This window comes from Pueribacillus theae (assembly GCF_003097615.1).
Classification (GTDB): Bacteria; Bacillota; Bacilli; order Bacillales; family UBA6769; genus Pueribacillus; species Pueribacillus theae.
Genome location: NZ_QCZG01000020.1, coordinates 47097 through 67285 on the forward strand (window position 1 = coordinate 47097; position 20189 = coordinate 67285).

The 20189-nt window shown below is 37.2% G+C and carries 16 protein-coding genes; 15 read left to right on the top strand and 1 reads right to left on the bottom strand.

Annotated elements, in window-relative coordinates:
• Positions 1-161: 161 nt before the first annotated feature.
• Positions 162-812 carry a TetR/AcrR family transcriptional regulator gene (locus tag DCC39_RS10675; RefSeq protein WP_240613602.1) on the bottom strand — a complete coding sequence of 217 codons (651 nt, stop codon included), beginning with the start codon at positions 810-812 and terminating at the stop codon, positions 162-164.
• Positions 813-1033: 221 nt separating this feature from the next.
• Here DCC39_RS10675 and DCC39_RS10680 point away from each other — a divergent pair, with 221 nt between their 5' ends.
• From DCC39_RS10680 to DCC39_RS10750, 15 genes are all read left to right on the top strand, one after another.
• Positions 1034-2662: a long-chain-fatty-acid--CoA ligase gene (locus DCC39_RS10680; protein ID WP_116554886.1), complete on the top strand. Its 1629-nt coding sequence runs from the start codon at positions 1034-1036 to the stop codon at positions 2660-2662.
• A 260-nt stretch (positions 2663-2922) separates the two neighbouring features.
• Positions 2923-4440 carry an aldehyde dehydrogenase family protein gene (locus DCC39_RS10685; RefSeq protein WP_165820838.1) on the top strand — a complete coding sequence of 506 codons (1518 nt, stop codon included), beginning with the start codon at positions 2923-2925 and terminating at the stop codon, positions 4438-4440.
• 182 nt (positions 4441-4622) lie between these two features.
• Positions 4623-5996, top strand: coding sequence for a phenylacetate--CoA ligase family protein (locus DCC39_RS10690; RefSeq protein WP_165820839.1), 1374 nt, complete (start codon positions 4623-4625; stop codon positions 5994-5996).
• Between the two features lie 294 nt (positions 5997-6290).
• Positions 6291-6779, top strand: coding sequence for a TRAP transporter small permease (locus tag DCC39_RS10695; protein WP_116554889.1), 489 nt, complete (start codon positions 6291-6293; stop codon positions 6777-6779).
• 39 nt (positions 6780-6818) lie between these two features.
• Positions 6819-8123 (top strand): TRAP transporter large permease, encoded by a 1305-nt coding sequence (locus DCC39_RS10700; protein WP_116554890.1) that lies wholly within the window; start codon positions 6819-6821, stop codon positions 8121-8123.
• Between the two features lie 139 nt (positions 8124-8262).
• A complete protein-coding gene (locus DCC39_RS10705; protein ID WP_165820840.1) occupies positions 8263-9360 on the top strand; it encodes a TRAP transporter substrate-binding protein in 1098 nt (365 codons plus the stop codon).
• Positions 9361-9566: 206 nt separating this feature from the next.
• Positions 9567-10472 carry an enoyl-CoA hydratase/isomerase family protein gene (locus DCC39_RS10710; protein ID WP_116554892.1) on the top strand — a complete coding sequence of 302 codons (906 nt, stop codon included), beginning with the start codon at positions 9567-9569 and terminating at the stop codon, positions 10470-10472.
• 44 nt (positions 10473-10516) lie between these two features.
• The gene (locus DCC39_RS10715; protein ID WP_116554893.1) at positions 10517-11689 is read left to right on the top strand and encodes a thiolase family protein; all 1173 of its coding nucleotides are present in this window, start codon (positions 10517-10519) and stop codon (positions 11687-11689) included.
• A gap of 40 nt (positions 11690-11729) precedes the next feature.
• Positions 11730-12722, top strand: coding sequence for an NADPH:quinone oxidoreductase family protein (locus tag DCC39_RS10720; RefSeq protein WP_116554894.1), 993 nt, complete (start codon positions 11730-11732; stop codon positions 12720-12722).
• 72 nt (positions 12723-12794) lie between these two features.
• Positions 12795-13556, top strand: a complete 762-nt coding sequence (locus DCC39_RS10725) for an SDR family NAD(P)-dependent oxidoreductase (protein WP_116554895.1) — start codon at positions 12795-12797, stop codon at positions 13554-13556.
• A gap of 70 nt (positions 13557-13626) precedes the next feature.
• On the top strand, positions 13627-14823 hold the full coding sequence (locus DCC39_RS10730; protein WP_240613603.1) for an acyl-CoA dehydrogenase family protein: 1197 nt from the start codon (positions 13627-13629) through the stop codon (positions 14821-14823).
• 11 nt (positions 14824-14834) lie between these two features.
• Positions 14835-15986 (top strand): acyl-CoA dehydrogenase family protein, encoded by a 1152-nt coding sequence (locus DCC39_RS10735; protein ID WP_116554897.1) that lies wholly within the window; start codon positions 14835-14837, stop codon positions 15984-15986.
• A 355-nt stretch (positions 15987-16341) separates the two neighbouring features.
• Entirely contained in the window at positions 16342-17691 is a 1350-nt protein-coding gene (locus tag DCC39_RS10740) for an APC family permease (protein WP_116554898.1), read from the top strand.
• Positions 17692-17694: 3 nt separating this feature from the next.
• Positions 17695-18840, top strand: a complete 1146-nt coding sequence (locus tag DCC39_RS10745) for a Glu/Leu/Phe/Val family dehydrogenase (RefSeq protein ID WP_116554899.1) — start codon at positions 17695-17697, stop codon at positions 18838-18840.
• 158 nt (positions 18841-18998) lie between these two features.
• Positions 18999-20075 (top strand): TRAP transporter substrate-binding protein, encoded by a 1077-nt coding sequence (locus DCC39_RS10750; RefSeq protein ID WP_165820841.1) that lies wholly within the window; start codon positions 18999-19001, stop codon positions 20073-20075.
• The last annotated feature ends 114 nt before the right edge of the window (positions 20076-20189 follow it).

The following is a 20189-nucleotide window of genomic DNA, read 5'->3' on the forward strand; positions in this document are numbered from 1 at the left end:
CGTGTATATATTGCATTTTATTTAAAATAATCACTTCGTACTTTTGACCCAATCAATGCCTTAATAAGCAACAAAGAGGGTGCAAACTCTCCTTTTTTTTAATATGAGAATAATTAAATTGGCTTAAGAAATCTAATTTTGTACTTAGATAGATCCTAAAATTAATTTTCTTCTAGAATACTTAATTTTTTAGGGTTTTCATTTGTTAAAAAACCAACGATTGCCTCAAAGCAAATTTTGCGATAAAAATCATGAAGTTGATCTCGATTAGGAAGTTTCTCATTATCTCTCATTAACCACTGTGTAAGACAACCGTCAATGATGGTTCGAATTGTGATTGCTGCGTTATCGATATCTTGCGAATAGAATACTCCTTCCTTAATTCCAAGAGATACAATCTCCCTTCCTATACTCCAACAATTTTCATAAAACTGATTATTAATTTCAAGATAGCGTGGATTATGTACTGCTTGAGCTAGAAAATCAAGATAAACTTTATAAACCCTTCTATTTCTTTTAGGAGTTGAAAATGTACTTAACATATATGTCCTAAGCTTATTCATTGCTGTTGTCTCTTTGCTGATTGCAGTATGATCATCATGATAAATTTTATTTGTTACCCATTCAAGCGTTTGATATAAAACATCATCCTTGTTTTTAAAGTAGTAATTTGTAACTCCCTTACTTACTCCAGCGTAATCAGAAATATCTTGTAATGTTACTGCACTAAAACCTTTAACTGAAAGAGCTTGATATGTTGCTCTAAGGAGCTGTTCTTTTCTTTTACTGGCATTTTTATTCATTTTAATCATTTGACCTCCTATGGCTTTTAAAAAATACTGAATGGATATTTTGAAATTCATTTAAATATTATTTTACTATGGTTTTATAAAATAAACTAATAAAAAATATTATCCGGTCATTTATTAGGGTAAAAATATATTGACCGGATAATATATATATATTATTATGAATTATATAATTTGAATGGATACTCAATTGTATTTTTAGTTGAATAGGAGGAGAGGTAAAATTGATAGAAAGAGTTTGGCATAAAAATTATCCGCCTACAGTTAGAAAATATTTAAATGAGCCAGATAGAACTTTAACGGAAATTATAAAAGAGAATGCTGAGAAGTTTAGTGATAGAGTTGCTATAAAGTCTTTTGATATGACAATTAATTACAAGCAACTGGTAGAAAAAATAAATAAGCTATCAAACTCTTTAGAAGATTTGGGTGTTTCGAAAGGTGACCGAGTAGCTCTAATGATGCAGAACAGCGTAGAGTACATAATAAGCTATTGTGCAATTTTAAACATTGGTGCTACTGCCGTACCCATTAATCCTTTGTATAAAGGCCGTGATATTTCTTATCGGATTAATGATTCTGGAACAAATATTTTAATTATAGAAAAAGAGCTTGTTGAACGTTTTAAAAAAATTCAAAACGAAACTAAGATACATAAAATGATTGTGACAAAAATAAAAAAAAGAATTGAAAATTTTACTAAAAGTATTGAGTTAAACGAATCAATTACTATTTATTCTTTTGATACATTGTTAAGCATCTATTCATCTAATTTTATGGAATCCTCTATTAAAATGGATGATGTTGCTTTATTAGCTTATACAGGAGGGACAACAGGTGTATCAAAAGGGGCAATGCTTACACATAAAAATATGATGGCAAGTGTTTGGCAAATGTTTGAATGGTATGTAGGTTTGGAAAAAGGGAAGGAAGTCGTTCCATTAATTTTACCTACCTCGCATATCACTGGTTTGAATTGTGTTATGAATCTCGCTCTTGCAACTGCGCAGACAATCATTGTTAAACCGCGTTTTAGCGCAACTGATATTTTAGAGACTGTAGAAAAAGAGCGCGTAACAATGTTATGCATGGTTCCGACTTTATATGTAGAGCTCATTAATCATCCTGATTTACCGAAATACAATCTTAAATCACTGAAAATATGTACAAGTGGAGGTGCTCCAACACCTATAGAAGTCCAAAAACAATTCGAAAGAATCACCGGTAGTAACCTTACAGAAGCATTTGGGTTGACAGAATGCTCTCCTGGTGTTTGTTTAACCCCGGTTGGGGGGGAGAAAAGAGATAGAAGTATTGGACTTCCACTTCCGGATACAGATTGCAAGATTGTTGATCTTGAAACCGGGACAAAAGAGGTTCCTGTAGGTGAGATTGGTGAATTGATTGTTCAAGGTCCTCAAGTTATGAAAGGTTATTGGAATAAACCTGAAGAAAATAAGATCACATTACGCAATGGATGGTTATATACGGGAGATGTTGTTTATAGAGATGAGGACGGTTTTTTTTACGTTGCTGATCGTAAAAAGGATGTAATCGTAACGGGTGGATATAATGTTTATCCTAGAGAAGTGGAAGAGATTCTATATGAAATTCCTGGCATAAAAGAAAGCGCTGTCATTGGAATCCCCCATGATTATTACGGAGAAACGGTAAAAGCTGTTGTTGCACTTAAAGAGGATCACAACATAACAGAAGATGATGTTATTAATTTTTGCAAGCAACGTTTGACAACTTATAAATGTCCCACAGTTATAGAAATTAGAGATGAGTTGCCAAAGTCTCCGGCAGGAAAAATTCTCCGAAGAGAGTTAAGACTACAGAAAACGAATTAATATAAAGAAAATTAGAAACCGTAAAGCAACTTAACTTGTCATGAATTGTAAAATTTATGAGGAGTTTTATTATGGCCAGATAAACAAATTACAATTGTGAATATTTAAATAAAATAAATAGTAAAGTTGTTTAGGATTTAATGTTTCTAAAGATTAGGGGGTGGTGAAAAACGAAGTGCATGAGGGTGTAGATGTTTTTTTCTGTATCCCTTTTCTTAGGTAATAAATTTAAATCATATAATTTTTAGGAGGTAATTGAATTGAGTCAAGTTATTTCAAAAGATCAGTTAAAACATTACAAATTATTTGTGAACGGTGAATTCGTCGACGCGGAAGAAGGTAAAGAATTTGAGGTAATAAACCCTGCTGACGAATCGGTAGTGGGTTATGCCTCATTAGCAACTCAGAAAGATGCTGAAAAAGCTGTAAAAGCAGCTAAAGCCACCTTTGAAAGCGGTATTTGGGCGAACAAAACAACTGGGGAGCGTGCACAAGTATTAAATAAACTCGCTGATTTAATGGAAGAAAATTATGACGAAATAGCAAAGCTACTTATCGCTGAATCAGGGTCAACGGTTGCGAAAGCGGATGTTGAAATACTTAACACGATAGATGGTTATAGAACATATGCAGATTTAGTTCGCACGGACTATGAATATGAGGCGATACCTCCTAATTCAGTAATGGGAATTCCAAGTCTTAATTTCGTGAATAGAGTGCCTGTAGGGGTTGTTGTTGGAATTATTCCTTGGAACTGGCCATTATATCTCGCGATGTGGAAAATAGCACCGGCACTTGCTGCGGGAAACAGTGTAATCGTTAAAGTGGCAAATGAAACACCATTGCATGGACTCTTTATCGCTGAGTTAGCTCAAAAAGCTGGCGTTCCCGCCGGAGTTCTTCAAGTGATTACTGGAGATGGACCTGAAGTAGGGGAATATTTGGTCACACACCCATTTGTAAATAAAATTTCTTTCACAGGTTCGACTGAAGTTGGTAAACGAATTATGAATTTGGCATCGGATGACTTAAAGCGATTGAAATTAGAATTAGGAGGAAAATCAGCTCAAATTTTCCTTGAAGATGCAGATTTAGATATTGCGATTGATGGTGCGTTGTTTACAGGTTATCAACATAATGGGCAAACGTGTCATAATGGTACGCGAGTATTTGTACCACGCAGTATTCATGATGAAGTGGTTGAAAAATTAGTAGAGCGCACAAAAGCAATTAAAGTAGGTGTTGGTCCAGAAGCTGGAATTGGCCCAGTTATTTCAAAAGTTCAACATGATAGAATAAAAAAATATATTCAGATTGGGCAAGAAGAAGGAGCCACTCTTGCAATTGGTGGTGATGAACCTCAAGGAGAAGAATTTGAAAAAGGGTATTGGATAAATCCAACAGTATTTACGAATGTGACGAATGATATGAGAATTGCAAGAGAAGAGATTTTTGGACCTGTTATTTCTGTTATCCCATATGATGAGATTGATAAAGCAATTAATATGGCAAATGATAATCCAAATGGATTATCAGGAAACGTATGGAGTAGGAGTATTGATCGTGCAATCGAAGTTGCAAAGAAAATGAGAACCGGTATGGTGCTTATTAATGATTCTGCCCTTATCAGTAACAAAGCTCCATTCGGAGGATTTAAACATAGCGGTTTTGGAAGAGAATCAGGAATTTATGGTTTATTAGAATTTACAGAAGTACAACATATTCATGTAGGTATTTCTTCTGAAAAAGATTACTATAAGGCTATGTTTACTGAATAATTAAAGGTAAGACCATTAAAAGAATACAATAAGCTTCATACAAAGTAGATTTGTTGCTTCAAAAGCCAAGGTATCACAGGTTTTTTACAATTAAAGCGGTGTCGAACTTAGAAGTTGATGCCGCTTTTCCAATCGGTTTGCTTATGCTTTTCAAAATACGAGTTTTATTAGGGAGTGTATGTATGGTAAATGAAGTAATGTCGAGACAACGGGCTTATGATTTGCAGACAAAAGAAATTGGTTATTCAGAATTTTGGGATATTGAAATGGAGACAATGTCAAGAGATAAATTGCTTAGGCTAAAGGAGGATAAACTACAAAAAATAATTGAACAAGCTTATCAGACCCCTTTTTATCAAAGAAAATTTAAGGAAGCTGGTGTTTCACCTTCTGATATAAGAACAATTGAAGATTTAAAGAAACTACCAATCACTACAAAAGATGACATACGAAAAAGTCAAGCGGAACACCCCCCATATGGTGATTATCTGACAGTTCCTTTAAAGCAGATTTCTGGGTTATATTCATCTTCTGGATCGACTGGGCAACCGACAACTTCTTTATTAACATTTAGAGACCAAGAGGTTGTAACAGAAAGATCAGCAAGAAGTTACTGGGCTTTTGGAATACGTCCAGAAGACGTTGTACAAAATATAATTAATCCCCAACTATTTTTAGGATATTGGTTTGTGCATTGGGGTGCAACAAGAATTGGTTGCTCCGTCATTAGCATGGGTATTGGGTCAAGCGACAGACAATTGCAAGTGATGCAGAGATATGGAGTAACTTGTGCTTTTATGACTCCTTCCTATGCCTTCCATTTAGCAGAATTTGCTTCAAAGAAAGGCATTCACGTTCGGAAAGACCTCAATCTTCAATATATTGTTCTAAGTGGGGAACCGGGTGGATCAGACCCTGTCATTCGAAGCAGAATTGAAGAAACTTGGGGTGTGAAAGTTTTTGATTGCCCAGGTATGATGGAAGCTATGGGATGGGGATATACTTGCAAAGAACAGAAGGGTGTTCATATGCAAGAGGATCATTTTATTTGGGAAGTTTTAGATCCAGAGACAAAAGAACCGGTTCAACCTGGTGAAAGAGGGGTACTAGTTTTAACGACGTTAGAAACAGATGCTCAACCGCTAATTCGGTGGTGGACTGATGATTATGTTCTTTATTCTGAAGATTATTGTCCTTGTGGACGAACTTCTCATGTTTTCCCGGGAGGTATTTTGTCAAGATCCGATGATATGTTAAAAATTTCAGGTGTTAGGGTATGGCCTTCTGGTATTGAATCTGCATTGAAAGAAGTCAACGGATTTGGCGGTGAATTTAGAATCGTTAAGGACAGTTCCTCTATTCGTAAAGAGACAGGAGCTTTGTTCAAATTGAAGTTACAGGTTGAATGCAGATCTGAAACCGATGCAGTAGATTTTATAAAGAATGTCAAAGATAAAATAAAGGCTAAATTCAACATTACACCAGAAGTTGAATTAGTAGCCGTTAACTCTTTGGATCGTTTTGAATTTAAAGCGAAGCGCATTATCACTAAATAAATATAAAAACTTGACATGTATAAATCTTAAAATGGTACACAATATAGAACACCTCTGATAATGTTGATTTATTGAAAGGTTTTTTTACATGGCAAAACCTTTTAAAAAAGTAATATGACCAGTCGAAATTATATTGACTGGACATACCATTTATACGATATGGATTTTTAGAGAAGGGTTTGAAAATTTAGTAATGTGGAAATACGGATGGGTTTTGAAAATGAGTTTTAAAGTTTAAATGAACAATGGTCAATAAGCTTTCAAAGAAAAGGCAAGGTGAGGAGGTTGGTATTGATGAATAGAATTGATAGGTCTATAACTTTGCTATCCAGATATGCGAAGTATATTTCCATGTTTGTTCAAGCCGTTATGATGATATTTATCACAATTTCTGTCATTATGCGAAAATTTAACCATGCGGTATTAGGAGATTATGAACTTGTTCAGTTAATGTTGGTAGTTTTAGTGATGTTGGGTTTGGCGTATGTGCAACAAATCAATGGCCATGTTTCGATTGGGTTAATCGTTGATCGTTTTTCGAAAAAAACCCAAAGATTCTTTGATGGAATTGCTTATTTATTAATATTTTTCTTTTGTGGATTAATTGGAATCATCAATATTCAAGTTGCCATTGATTATTTCTTTACTCTTCGAACAACTGCCATACTAAAGGTGCAGCTTTACCCATTCGTATTTTTAGTTGGCATTGGTTTCATTTTTTGGAGTTTAGTCGCCTTGTTAAACTTAGTAAAAGTATTTAGACCAACACTTGAACAGGAATAAAATGAAAGTTCAATATAAAAAAAATAAAGGAGAGTAATAATGCCAGTTGAAGTTATTGGGTTTATAGGAATAATCGTAATGTTTGTATTGATGGCTATTCGAGTTCCAATTGCGATTGCAATGATGGTTCCTGCAATTATTGGCATTTATTATATTCGTGGCTGGGATGCCGTATCCACTAGTTTACATACAATAGTATGGAATCAAACATCTAGTTACACTTTAGCTACAATTCCAATGTTTATTTTAATGGGACAGCTGCTATATATTTCTGGAATTAGCAGTGAGCTTTTTAATATGTTTAGAGTTTGGACAGGTTCACTAAGAGGTGGATTGGGTATAGCTACAGTAGGTGCGTCAGCTATTTTTTCTGCTGCATCTGGATCAAGTTTAGCTAATACGGGAACAATGGGAGTTGTCGCTTCGAAAGAAATGCTTAATTCGGGTTATGATAAATCATTATCTGCTGGTGCGATTATAGCAGGTGGAACACTTGGTATTTTGATTCCTCCAAGTACAGCTTTTATTGTATACGGATTAATTACTGAGGTTTCTATAGGTAAGCTGCTAATAGCGGGGATTATTCCGGGGATTATACTAGCTTTATTATATATGATAACTATTTATGTATCCGTTCTTATTAAACCCCAATTTGGTCCAGCTGTTGAAAAAACAAGTTGGAAAGAGAAGTTCAGTTCATTTAAGTCTATATATTCGATTGCCCTATTATTTATTTTAGTAATAGGCGGAATGTATTTCGGCTTATTCACTCCTACGGAGGCCGCTGGGGTTGGTGCGTTTGGAGCTCTCGTAATTGGTTTAATAAGAAGAAGAATTACGCTAAAAAGTTTCATTACCGCCTTAAATAGTACATTAACAACAACTAGCTTTATATTTGCTATTGTAGTTGGAGCATTTATTTTAAGTTATTTCATGGTTCTAACGAAAATCCCAACTTATCTAAGTGACTTTTTAACTTCTACTAATTTATCAACTCTCGGTATTTTAATGCTTATTGTTTTAATGTATATAATTTTAGGAGCAGTAATGGATTCATTGTCGATGATTGTCGTTACATTGCCGATTATCTTACCTACACTTGTGGCACTAGAAGTTGATTTGATCTGGTTTGGTGTCATTGTTGTATTACTTATTGAAATGGCCATGATTACACCACCGATTGGCATGTTATGTTTTGTTCTTAATGATGTTGCACCAGAAATGGGAGGATTGAACACCATTTTCAAAGGAGCTTTAAGATTTGTTATTCCTTTAGTAATCATGATCGTTTTGCTTTTTATTTTTCCTACATTAGCATTGTTCTTACCAAGTTCCTCCTTTTAAAATAACTTAATCAAAAGTTAGTTATCAGGAGGGTGAATATAATGTAAAGGAAAATAGAATGCTAGAGTTTAAATGTTCATTATTCTTTGGTGATACAGTTTGTAGAATTTAATTATGGATTATGAGGGGGAATTTAACTATGTTATTTAAAAACAAACTTTTTTTAATTTTTAATCTATCCTTACTGGTATTGCTTATTTCTGCTTGCAGTGGTTCAACTGGAGGTAAACAAGAGGAAGGACAAGAGCAATCTACAGGAACATCAAAAGTAATAGAATTAGATTTTAATAATGTGTTTCCTGCCACTCATCATCTAGCGGCAAATGTTTTTGAACCTATGGAAGAAGTTGTTAAGGAAAAAACAGATGGCCAACTTAAGATAAATTTCCACCATAGTGCGGTTCTAGGTTCAGTCACTTCAACTTTAGATGATTTAAACGGTGGACTTTATGATATGGCTTTAGGGGTACCCGGATATTTTTATGATACAGATTTATTCAAATTGTCGCTTCTAGAGCTTCCATTTTCTTTTGAGAATGTAAGAGATATCGCAAATGTCCAAACAAAATTTATGGAACTACATGGAGAAGGTGTTTGGGGAGATAAAATCACATACTCCAAAGTTGGTGCTGCAAGCGATCCGTTCGTCATATATAGTACAAAAGAAATTCGCTCAGTTGACGATATGAAAGGAATGAAAGTTGCTGTTACAAATGATACTTGGAATTTAGTTTTTGAAGAGTGGGGAGTCACACCAGTTCAGTTAGACCTAGCCGATTTGTACGAAGGCCTTCAGCGAGGGGTAATTGATGCTGCGTTGTGGTCGACAGTAGGGGGAATGGGTATTAAATTATATGAACCTGCACCATACATTGTGGATCTCAAAATGTATTTACCAATTAGTGGACCAGTAATAAGAACCGAAGCTCTCGAAAAAATGCCAGAAGATTTAAGAAATCTTTTTGTAGAAGATATATTACCGGAATTTAGTGAAATGCTAGTAGATAACTATGAAAAACAAGAGGCTAACGCGTGGAAAGAATTAGAGAAATTGGTGGAGGGTAAGGGAGAAATTATTAAATTGTCTCCAGAAGCTGAAAAAGAATTTAAACAATCAGCTGAAGAAACATGGAACAATTGGGTAGATCAGGCAAATGAAAGAGGGTTTGATGGGGAACAATTAATGAATGACTATAAACAAATCCGTAAGGAGTTAGGGATCGAACTACCTTTTTAATTATTTGTATATATTAAAATACTGACCAGACAAAATAATATTGACTGGTCATTTTTTTTATAATATTATAGATATTAGGAAAACATTTTGAAAATTAATTTTATAAAAAGTAAAGGGGGAATGAACATAAATTTAGTTTGGCTTCCAAAGGTCTATAAAGTAATGAAAAAAAGTTTTAAACAAATTATTAAATAGGAGGTATTTCTATGTTCGCAAATAATGATAAAAAAGTAATTCCTGGAGAATACGAATATAAGTGGGTGAAGCTTGAAAGGATTGGGAAGGTTCTTAAAATTACCTTTGATCGCACGAAGCAACTAAATGCTTTAAGTGATGAATTAGAAAGTGAAATTCACCTTGCTCTTGATGAGGGGGATGCTGATGACGGTGTAAATTGTATGGTGATTACAGGCAATGGGCACTTCGGCGTAGGATATGATATGGCGAATGAGCCAGGTGAAAAAAATGTCTTAGATCCAGGTAGATTTGATACGGTAGGTGATTTTATTGCATTTTGGCAAGAAGCTGACGATGCAATCGTAAGGAGGCAGCTACACTTCTTTAATTTAAAGAAACCCGTTATTGCAGCAGTGGAAGGGTATTGTTTAGGTGGTAGCATGTGGTTAGCCATGGCATCCGACATGGCCTATTGTTCTGAAACAGCTGTATTTGGTCAACCAGAAATTAGACACTGTTCCAATAGTACTTTTCTAATCCCTGCTTTATGTGGTAGGCAGCATGCTAGCCGATGGTTGTACACAGGGGATCATTTTGACGGTAAGGAAGCAGAAAGAATCGGTTTGGTAAATGAATGTGTTCCTCCTGAAAAATTAATGGATACTGTAATGTATGTAGCTGAGAGAGTCGCAAAAGTTCCTCATCTTTCTGTTCGATATATGAAATCATTGATCATGCAAGGCACGTTAGCAGCTGGACTGGCTAGCGCAATGGAATATACTGCACCTATATCAACACTTGGTCATACAGCTCATTCGAAAGAAAGAGAAGAATTTATGAAGTTGGCAGAAGAGAAAGGGATAAAAGCCTTTTTAGAGAAAAGAGACGGTCCATTTCTACCAGAACCAATGGGTCCAAAATCAAAAGTTAAATAATTTTTTAGTCAGTTTCTGTAGTTTAATAGAAGGAAGTGAAACTTTTGAAAAAAGCCGTCATTATTTCGGGTGTTCGTACTGCGATTGCTAAATCTCATGGTCAATTAAAAGATGTGCCTGAAGAAGAATATGCTTCTTTAGTTGTAAAAGAAGCAGTTGAACGAAGCGGTGTAAACCCGGAAGATGTGGAAGATATCATTTTTGGTAATACGCTAAGTGCGAATGCAAATATCGGTAGATATTCAGCACTATTAGCGGGCTTACCAATATCCATAAGTGGCATTACACTTAATCGGCAATGCGGTTCAGGGTTGCAAGCAATTAATTATGCAGCTCAAGGGATTCAATCCGGTGTAGGTGATCTCTATATAGCGGGAGGAGTGGAAAGTATGACTAGAGCTCCTTATATATTAGAGAAACCATCAACAGCTTACAGTCGAATACCCCCAAGATTTCTCGAACTTCATGCTGCTCCACCCGATAAGGGAGACGCTCCTATGGGAATTACGGCAGAGAATGTTGCTGAAGAATACAATATTACTCGAGAAGAACAAGATAAATTTGCACTAATGAGCCAGCAGAGAGCTGCAAATGCACTTGAAAAAGGGTATTACAAAGAAGAAATTGTCCCCGTCAAAATAACGGATAAGAAAGGAAACGTTACCATTTTTGATACCGATGAACACCCAAGACCACAATCGACATTGGAAGCTCTAAGCAACTTGCGACCTGTTTTTAAAAAGGGTGGAACCGTTACCGCTGGGAATTCATCTGGGATTAATGATGGTGCGGCAGCGCTTGTCCTCGCGTCCGCTGAAAAAGCAGCTGAATTTGGCATTCAACCACTTGTGTCGATTAAATCCCAAGCTGTTGCCGGTGTGCGCCCGGAAATTATGGGTATAGGGCCCGTTGATGCGGTTCGCAAAGCTTTGAAGAGAGCCAACTTACAGGTAGAAGATATCGATCTTATTGAACTGAATGAGGCCTTCGCTTCACAATCTGTAGCTGTCGTAAATGAATTAGGATTAGACATTGAAAAAGTGAATGTCAACGGGGGTGCAATTTCATTAGGACATCCAATTGGTGCAACTGGAGCCATTTTAATGGTGAAGTTAATTCATGAAATGAAAAGAAGAAATTCAAGATATGGTTTAGTAACGATGTGTATTGGCGGTGGCATGGGGATCGCAACAATTGTAGAAAATGAGCAGTTGTGATAAACGTGTCAAATATTAGTAATGTTATGTGAGGTGTAAAATGAATTCATTTCGAGCCTTAGTCGTTGATAAAACAGAAGATCGCTTTACAGTAGATATAAAAAATTTGTCTTTAGAAGATTTGCCAGATGGCGATGTGTTAATCAAAGTGAAATATTCAAGTGTTAATTATAAAGATGGTTTAGCTGGAGACCCGAATGGAAAAATTGTTCGCTCATATCCTTTCGTTCCAGGTATTGACTTGGGAGGAGTAGTCGTCACTTCAAAAGATCCAAACTTCCGTGAAGGGGACGAAGTCATTGTTACGAGCTATGAATTGGGCGTATCACATTTCGGAGGATTTAGTGAGTACGCGCGAGTGCCTTCTGATTGGGTTGTACCGCTGCCAAAGGGTTTAAGCTTGAAAGAATCAATGGTCTTTGGAACAGCAGGTTTTACTGCAGGTCTGTCGATTCAAGGTTTAGAGGAACATGGTGTTAATCCGGATAAAGGGTCTGTTCTTGTGACAGGTGCAACCGGAGGAGTTGGAAGCATGGCGGTTGCCATGTTAGCAAAACGGGGCTTTCATGTTGTAGCAAGTACAGGTAAAGAATCCGAACATGATTACTTAAAGAAACTCGGTGCGGCTGAAGTGATTTCGCGTGCAGATGTGTCTCCTGAAAAGGTTCGTCCGTTAGACAAGCAGCGTTGGGCAGGAGCAGTTGATCCAGTAGGAGGAAACACCCTTTCCTATGTGCTTAGTACGACAAAATATGGAGGCGCGGTTGCGGTTAGCGGGCTTACTGGAGGTGCTAAAGTTGCAACCACTGTTCACCCATTTATTCTCCGCGGAGTGACACTCATTGGCATCGATTCGGTCTATTGCCCAATGGAGAAGAGAAGGAGTTTGTGGGAGCAATTAGCGGCAAACTTAAAACCTGATAACTTATTGGATTATATTTCAAGTGAAGTAACACTTGAACAATTGCCTTCAACATTGCCTGAAATACTGAAAGGGAAAATTCGTGGAAGAACAATTGTTAATTTGGACTAATAGATACCTCTAAAAGAAAGTAGGGTTCATATAGCTCTTTGATTTTTGAAACTTTAGAAATGGGGGATTGATATGGCGAGATTTGATGGGAGAGTAGCGATTGTTACGGGATCAAGTCGTGGAATTGGAAAAGAAATTGCAACGAAATTTGCCGAAGAAGGTGCAAAGGTCGCTCTCCTCGATATTAATGAAACCGCATTAGAGGAAACAGCAAAAGAGTTTCGTGACAAAGGCTATGAAGCGATAATAAAAATCACAAATGTTGCTGATTCTGCACAAGTGGATAAGGCTGTTGAATCAGTCGTTGATCAATTTGGTAAAGTCGATATTTTAGTCAACAATGCAGGTGTTATTCGCGACAATTTATTGTTCAAAATGACAGACGACGATTGGCAAACAGTGATGGATGTGCATTTGAAAGGTTCGTTTAATTGTGCCCGCGCTGTTCAAAAATATATGGTGGAAAACAAATATGGTCGAATCGTTAACATTTCTTCAGGCTCTGCACTGGGAAATCGCGGACAGGCGAATTATGCCGCGGCAAAAGCTGGTTTGCAAGGCTTTACAAAAACACTGGCAATTGAGCTAGGAAAATACGGGATTACAACAAATTCTGTTGCGCCTGGTTTCATTGAAACAGACATGACGAAAGCAACGGCAGAACGTATTGGTATTTCTTTTGAATCATTCGTTAATAACATTGTTTCCACGATTCCGGTTGGACGTAGCGGGAAGCCTGCCGACATTGCAAATGCGGTTGCGTTTTTCTGTGATAGTGCATCCTCATTTGTAAATGGTCAAGTAATTTATGTTGCTGGTGGACCTTTAAACTAGGTGATTTGTAAATTGGTAAGTATAGAGATCAAAGTTTAATAAGTCTGTTTCAAAATTAAAAAGGTCAGAGGTGAACATCTTGGATTTATCATATACACCTGAACAGGAAGCTTATCGCGAAAAAGTGCGAAATTGGCTACATGAAAATTTGCCTGAAGGCTGGGGAACACCCAGGTTTAAGTTACCCGAAGACGAGCTGGAGCGCGGAAAATTTTTGAATGAGTTAGATAAAAAAATTTACGAGGGCGGTTTCTTAGGAATTTCATGGCCAAAGGAGTATGGAGGACAAGGATTAACACTTGTTGAAGAGATTATCTATGGTGAGGAAGCGGGTAAACTAGATGTGCCCGATGGCCCGAATGTTTTGGGTAGATTATTGCTTGGCCCAACATTACTCCAATTCGGTACAGAGGAACAGAAAAAGCGCTACATTCCTCCGCTTCTCAGATGTGATGAAATTTGGTGTCAAGGTTTTTCAGAGCCAAATGCCGGTTCAGATTTAGCATCACTCCAAACAAAAGCAGTGCTTGATGGTGATGAATGGGTAATTAATGGTCAGAAAGTCTGGACGAGTCTTGCGCATCATGCTGATTGGTGTTTTTTACTTGCTCGTACCGATCAAGATGCGCCCAAACATAAAGGTATTACATTTTTTCTCGTCCCGATGGATAATCCGGGTGTGACCGTTCGTCCACTTGTTCAATTAAATAAAAGCAGAGAATTTAATGAAGTATTCTTTGATAATGTGAGGATACCGAAAGAAAATGTTGTTGGTGGTGTGAATAACGGCTGGCAAGTTGCAATGGGCACGCTCAGTTTCGAACGAGGCACACTTTCGCCTGGTCAACTCATTCGCTTTCAAAATGAATTTAATGTCCTTGCGAAAGTGGCTGGCGACTTGAGAACATCGGATGCCACTCTTGTTAAGGACAATCGCTACTATCGCCAAAAGCTTGCCGAGATTTATACTGAAATCCGGATTATGCATTACCATTCATTAAAGTCAATAAGCCAGCGTTTAAATGAAGGAAAATTAGGGCCTGAAGCATCACTTCAAAAACTATTCTATACGACAACTCGCGTTAAGTTGGGAGAGTTAGGAATAGAAATTCTTGCTGAGGAAGCTCCTTACTGGGGTGAGGAAAGCGTTGGTCGTGGCAAGATGCAAGAGGTTTATTTTGATTCACGTGGTGCGACTATTTATGCTGGTTCAACACAAATCCAAAAAAATATCATTGCCGAGCGGATACTCGGAATGCCTAAGTGAGGTGTGTGAACATGTTTTTTGGCTTTTCAGAAGAGGAGAGAATGGTTCAAAAAAGTGTACGTGACATGCTTGAAAAATATTGTCAAATTGTTGACGTAAGGGCATTTATGAACAACCCAACGGTATCAGACGAAATCCAAAGTTTATTTGGGAAACAAGGCTTGCTAGGGATTCTTGAGCCAAACGAAGGAAAGGTTACAGGTGTAACGTATGCAATTTTGATTTCTCAGGAAGCAGGACGTGCTGTGCTTCCCTATCCATTGTTAGAAAATTTGGTTGGGTTATATGCTTTAAAAACATGTGAACAACATGGTAATTTGATTAACGATGTTGAAGCAGGAAAATCGATGCTTACGATTGCATGGCGCAATTATGAGACGATGGCAATAAGAACCGAAAAGGGGTTTTCGCTATCCGGAAAACTTTTAGAAGTGCCATTTGCAGCGGATGCTGATAAGATTATTGCAACTGTTCGAATCCCAGGAACAGGTTATACACCGTTAGAAGAAGAAACGGTTGTTGTGTTAGATCGAAGCAATCCGGCTGTAAGCTTCAGAAAAAGGACAGGTTTTGACGAAACCTATCCAATTTATGATGTATACCTAGATGATTATCCATTGTTGGAGACTGACATCGTTCAAGGCTTAGGGATGGGTATTGGTCATAAACTAATGTGTAAGGTTGAGCAATTAGGTGCACTTTTATCAGCTTCGGAAATGGTTGGTTCATCAGAAAGAGCATTGTATGATACTGTCGAGTATACAAAACAGCGTAAGCAATTTAATACAGTGATTGCAAAGTTTCAAGCGTTGAAACATATGGCAGCTGATATGTACTTACAAGTAGAAAGTGCGAAGTCTGCGATTGAATATGCAGCATGGGCACTCGAAGCTGGGGATGCCGAAGCCGAATCAGCCGTTTCAATTGCGAAAGCGTATACTTCAACTGCCTCGAAAAAAGTGATAGGTGATGCAATTCAAATGCAAGGTGGAATTGGCTTTACATGGGAAAATGACTTGCATTTATTTTTTAAACGCGTGACAAGAAGCGCAGCACTTCTCGGAGATACTTATACGCATAATGAACGGATTGCAAAATATGTTCTTGATCGTATAAGTACTGAAAAACATATTCTTGAAGAAAATTATCAACATACCATATAATCCGTTTAAGTAATGTAGTTGATTCTTAGACTTGCTTTATAAGAGTTTAAAAATTTCCCAAAAAAACATCCTAAAAGTGTTTATCCGGCCAAAATTATATTGACCGGATAAACAATATATAATATTATGAAATTACCAATAGTGTAAATATTGCGAATGGGAGGGTGAAAATATTCTCGGTAAAGAAAGCGGTATCCTAGCTTTTGTTGAAAAAAGGGCATGGTGACGTACGATAAGGAAATCTTAAGTTTTTGTAGGAAGGTTTATAACAACAATTGCCCTAAAGTACTAAGTCCATTACCAATATTTTTGATATGGAAAAACTCTAAAAAATCGTAAAGGTGGAATGGATTAGATGAATACTGGAAGTGAACTTGTTCAGTCAGAAGTTAGCAAAAAAACGGGCACTGAACAAAAGATGGGTTTAATAGGGGCTATTGCTGTGATTGTCGGATCGATGGTTGGTGCATCTATTTTTGCTTTTCTAGGTTCGATCGCTGCAAAAACAGGGTCATCGCTCTATATCGTATATCTCATTGCTGTTATTCCAGCTATTTTTGGAAGCGTTGCCTATTTGCAGCTTGGTGCTATGTTTCCCGAAAGTGGAGGTACTTATCATTATAATAAAAAATTGCTTTCACCATTTATGGGATTATTAGCGGGGCTTTCGATCTTATTCGCGGCCGTTGGTGTGTTGAGCACGATGTCCATCGCCCTTGCCCAATTTTTACAAATGTATTTACCTAATGCACCGCTGATTCCTACTTCATTAGGTGTTTTAGCGCTCTTTTTTATCATTAATTTCTTTGGTCTTAAGACAACAAACGCCATTCAAGTCATTATGGTTATTTGGATGATAGCGGCGCTTTTGATTTTTGCGTTTCCAGGTTTAATAATCGGAGAGCCTGCACCTCCTTCGGATTTACCTTTTCTTTCTAATGGTTTTTCTGGCTTATTCATTGCAGCTGCATTAGCTTCTTTTGCCTATGCAGGGTATAACATTATAACTGAGTTAGGGGGAAATATAAAGAACCCAAAGAGAAATTTGCCTCTATCTATCATTATTAGTTTGCTTCTTGTTGCTTTAATCTACTTCTTTGTAACGTTAGCCGTATCTAGATTGGTGCCTGCAGAAGAATTAGCAACTGGTGATTTAAGTTTAACAACGATTGCAACCCAATTCTTATCACCAGGTTTCGTAACGTTTATTGGTATCGGTGCTTTGTTAGCGCTTGCAACAACACTGAATGTAGCCGTTATGATTATCCCACAAGAACTAAATGCAATAGCAAAGGACGGATTAGCTCCTAAGATATTCACGAAATTACATGGAAAAAATGAAATCCCAACTGCTGGATTAATAACGGGGTTTGTATTTGGAGTTTTATTGATTTTATCAGGTATAAGTTTAGATGCAAGTGGTTTAATGATTACCGTAGGATTTCTAGCGGCAGCTGTATTTACAGGGTTTGGGGCAAGAAAGGCTCCGAAACTATTTAAGTCAGATTACGAAGCAGCCGAGATTCGCATTCGTCCTCGTGTTTTGTCTTTCTTTTGTTGGGCGGGTATTCTTTCGAGTCTTTTCTTTATTTTCTTTTCGATGGTTGATGCACCGTTAGTCATGGTTGCCTATATCGTATTAGTGATTGCCGCGTACGTTTATCATAAGTGGATCAATAAAAACAATTTAAATGTGGAGGAATAAAACATGCTAACTTCTTATTTAGTAACAGAATGGACAGACCCTATAACGAAAGCGAAAGGCTATGTAGCATTTGATTCGGTTGTTAATGGAGTTGCAGGTGGAGGAATTCGAATGAGAGAGGGGGTAACGAAGGAAGAAGTGCAGCGATTGGCTCGAACGATGACGTTAAAGGTTGCTGCATTGGATCAGCCGATTGGAGGAGTCAAAGGAGGGATTGATTACCCGTCGACGGCACCTGATAGTAAGGAAGTCCTTAAACGTTTTTTAGAAGCGCATAAGCCAATTCTTATGCATATGTGGGGTACAAGTGAAGATTTAGGAACTCGTAAAGAGGATATTGAACATATTATCGTACATGATCTAGGACTTCAATCAAGTGCAGAAGCTTTACTCAATAAACTAGATAATAAAGAGATGATTATGAGTAATCTGAACAAAGGCTTACAATTGTCAGTTGATGGAATTCCGATTGTCGAGGTTGCGACAGGGTACGGAGTTTCGGTAGCTACAATAGAAGCAGTTCAATGGCTTGGCAAAGATATAAACGCTGCAACGGTTTCAATCCAAGGTTTTGGAAGTGTAGGAGCTACTACGGCTAAATCTTTGTCTAAAGAAGGTGCTAAAATTGTTGCTGTAGCAGATGTAAATGGTACAATCTTCCACCCTGATGGACTTGATATCGATCTTCTCCTACAAGCAAAAGATGAAAAAGGCAACATACATCGAGAAATGCTCCCTGCAGAATATGAAAATCTACCTCGTTCAGCTTGGTTAGAGCAAGAAGTAGATGTGCTTATACCAGCAGCTATTGCTGATGCGATCAATGAGGATAATCAGTCATCCATTAAAGCGCAGCTAATTGTAGAAGCGGCAAATATACCAGTAACAGAAGAAGCAGAGAGAATATTGTTTGAAAAAGAGGTATATGTCATTCCAGACTTTATTGCGAATAGTGGAGGTGGAGGAATATTCGGCGCTTTAATGTATAAAAATGTATCCCCGGACGTAGAAAGCATTCTCGGATATCTGAATAAACAAATATCAGGAGCAACGAAATCAATGCTTAGCCAGTCCGCCGAACAAAAAATAACTCCACGCCAAGCGGCTATTCAACAGCTAGATAAAGATAGGGTCACATTATCGGAATAAAACAATGTTTTGAAAAAGTAATATAAAGTTATAGATTCGATGAAGGTTAGATATGTTAGTAGACTTTTTTAAAGAATTGTTGAGAAAACAACTGTTTTATAGGGCAAAGAAAGATAGGAATTAACTGAACTAACTATATAAATAAGGGGGATGTACAATTGAAAGAGTTTACAAATGCAAAAATATTAGCGTTGTTTTTGGCACTCATCCTTGTAATCGCCAGTGGATGCTCCTCTAGTAGTAGTAATGAGGAAACAGGCAATACAGGTTCTTCTAGCGATGATTCAGGCTCGAACGAAGAAACATTCACGATAACGCTTGCTCATTCTGGCCCATCAGAAGGAACTGGAATACAAGAGGCATTGTTGAAATTAAAAAATGAGATAGAGGAGAAAAGTGACGGAAGAATTAAATTCGAACTATATCCGAATGGTCAGTTAGGCGGAGAAAGAGAAGTACTTGAAGGGGTTCAGAATGGAAATATTACCGCAACTTTTACAACGACAGGAGTAGCCGGTAACTTTGTGCCTGAGATGGAAATCTTTGATATTCCATTTGTATTGGAATCAAAAGAACAAGCAAGACATGCGATTAGGGAAGGCGGTCCGGTGTTAGAAAAACTAGGGCCAAAATTTGAAGAAAAAGGTCTTAAACTATTAGGTTTTGGAGATGAAGGTTTCAGAGTTTTATCAACGAAAGATTTGCCGGTTAAGTCGGTGGAAGACTTAAAAGGTTTAAAGGTTCGCACGCAAGAGAGTTCAAATCACATTGATGCTTGGAATGCTTTAGAAACAAACCCTACACCGATTCCTTTTCCTGAATTGTATACTGCTTTACAACAAGGAACTGTAGACGCCCAGGAGACTCCATTTGAAATTATTGCGATGTCAAAGCTATATGAAGTTCAGAAATATGCGATTGATATGAAAATGGTGTATCAATATTTTCCTATTATGATGAATTTGGAATTTTATCAAAGTTTACCAGATGATTTGAAAGCGATTGTTGACGATTGCTTTAGTGAAGCCCTTCAAAATGCAATAGCGTTTACAGACGAAAGGGATGAAGAATACGTCAAAACCCTAGAAGATAATGGGGTAGAAGTATCTGAAATAACGGGAGAGGGCTTAAAACCATTCCGTGAAAAAGCACAACCTATCGTGCTTAAAAATGTCCGAGAAAAAATTGGTGATGAACTCGTTGATCTGTACCTTGAGGAAGCTTCTTCTAAATAGTATATGACCAGTTTCGGCGGCTGTTTGTAGGTCGCCGAAATAATTTCGGTAGTGTCAAAAGATTTATGAAAACAAAGTAAACAGCACTACCTGAGGTCTGGTGGTGATATGTGA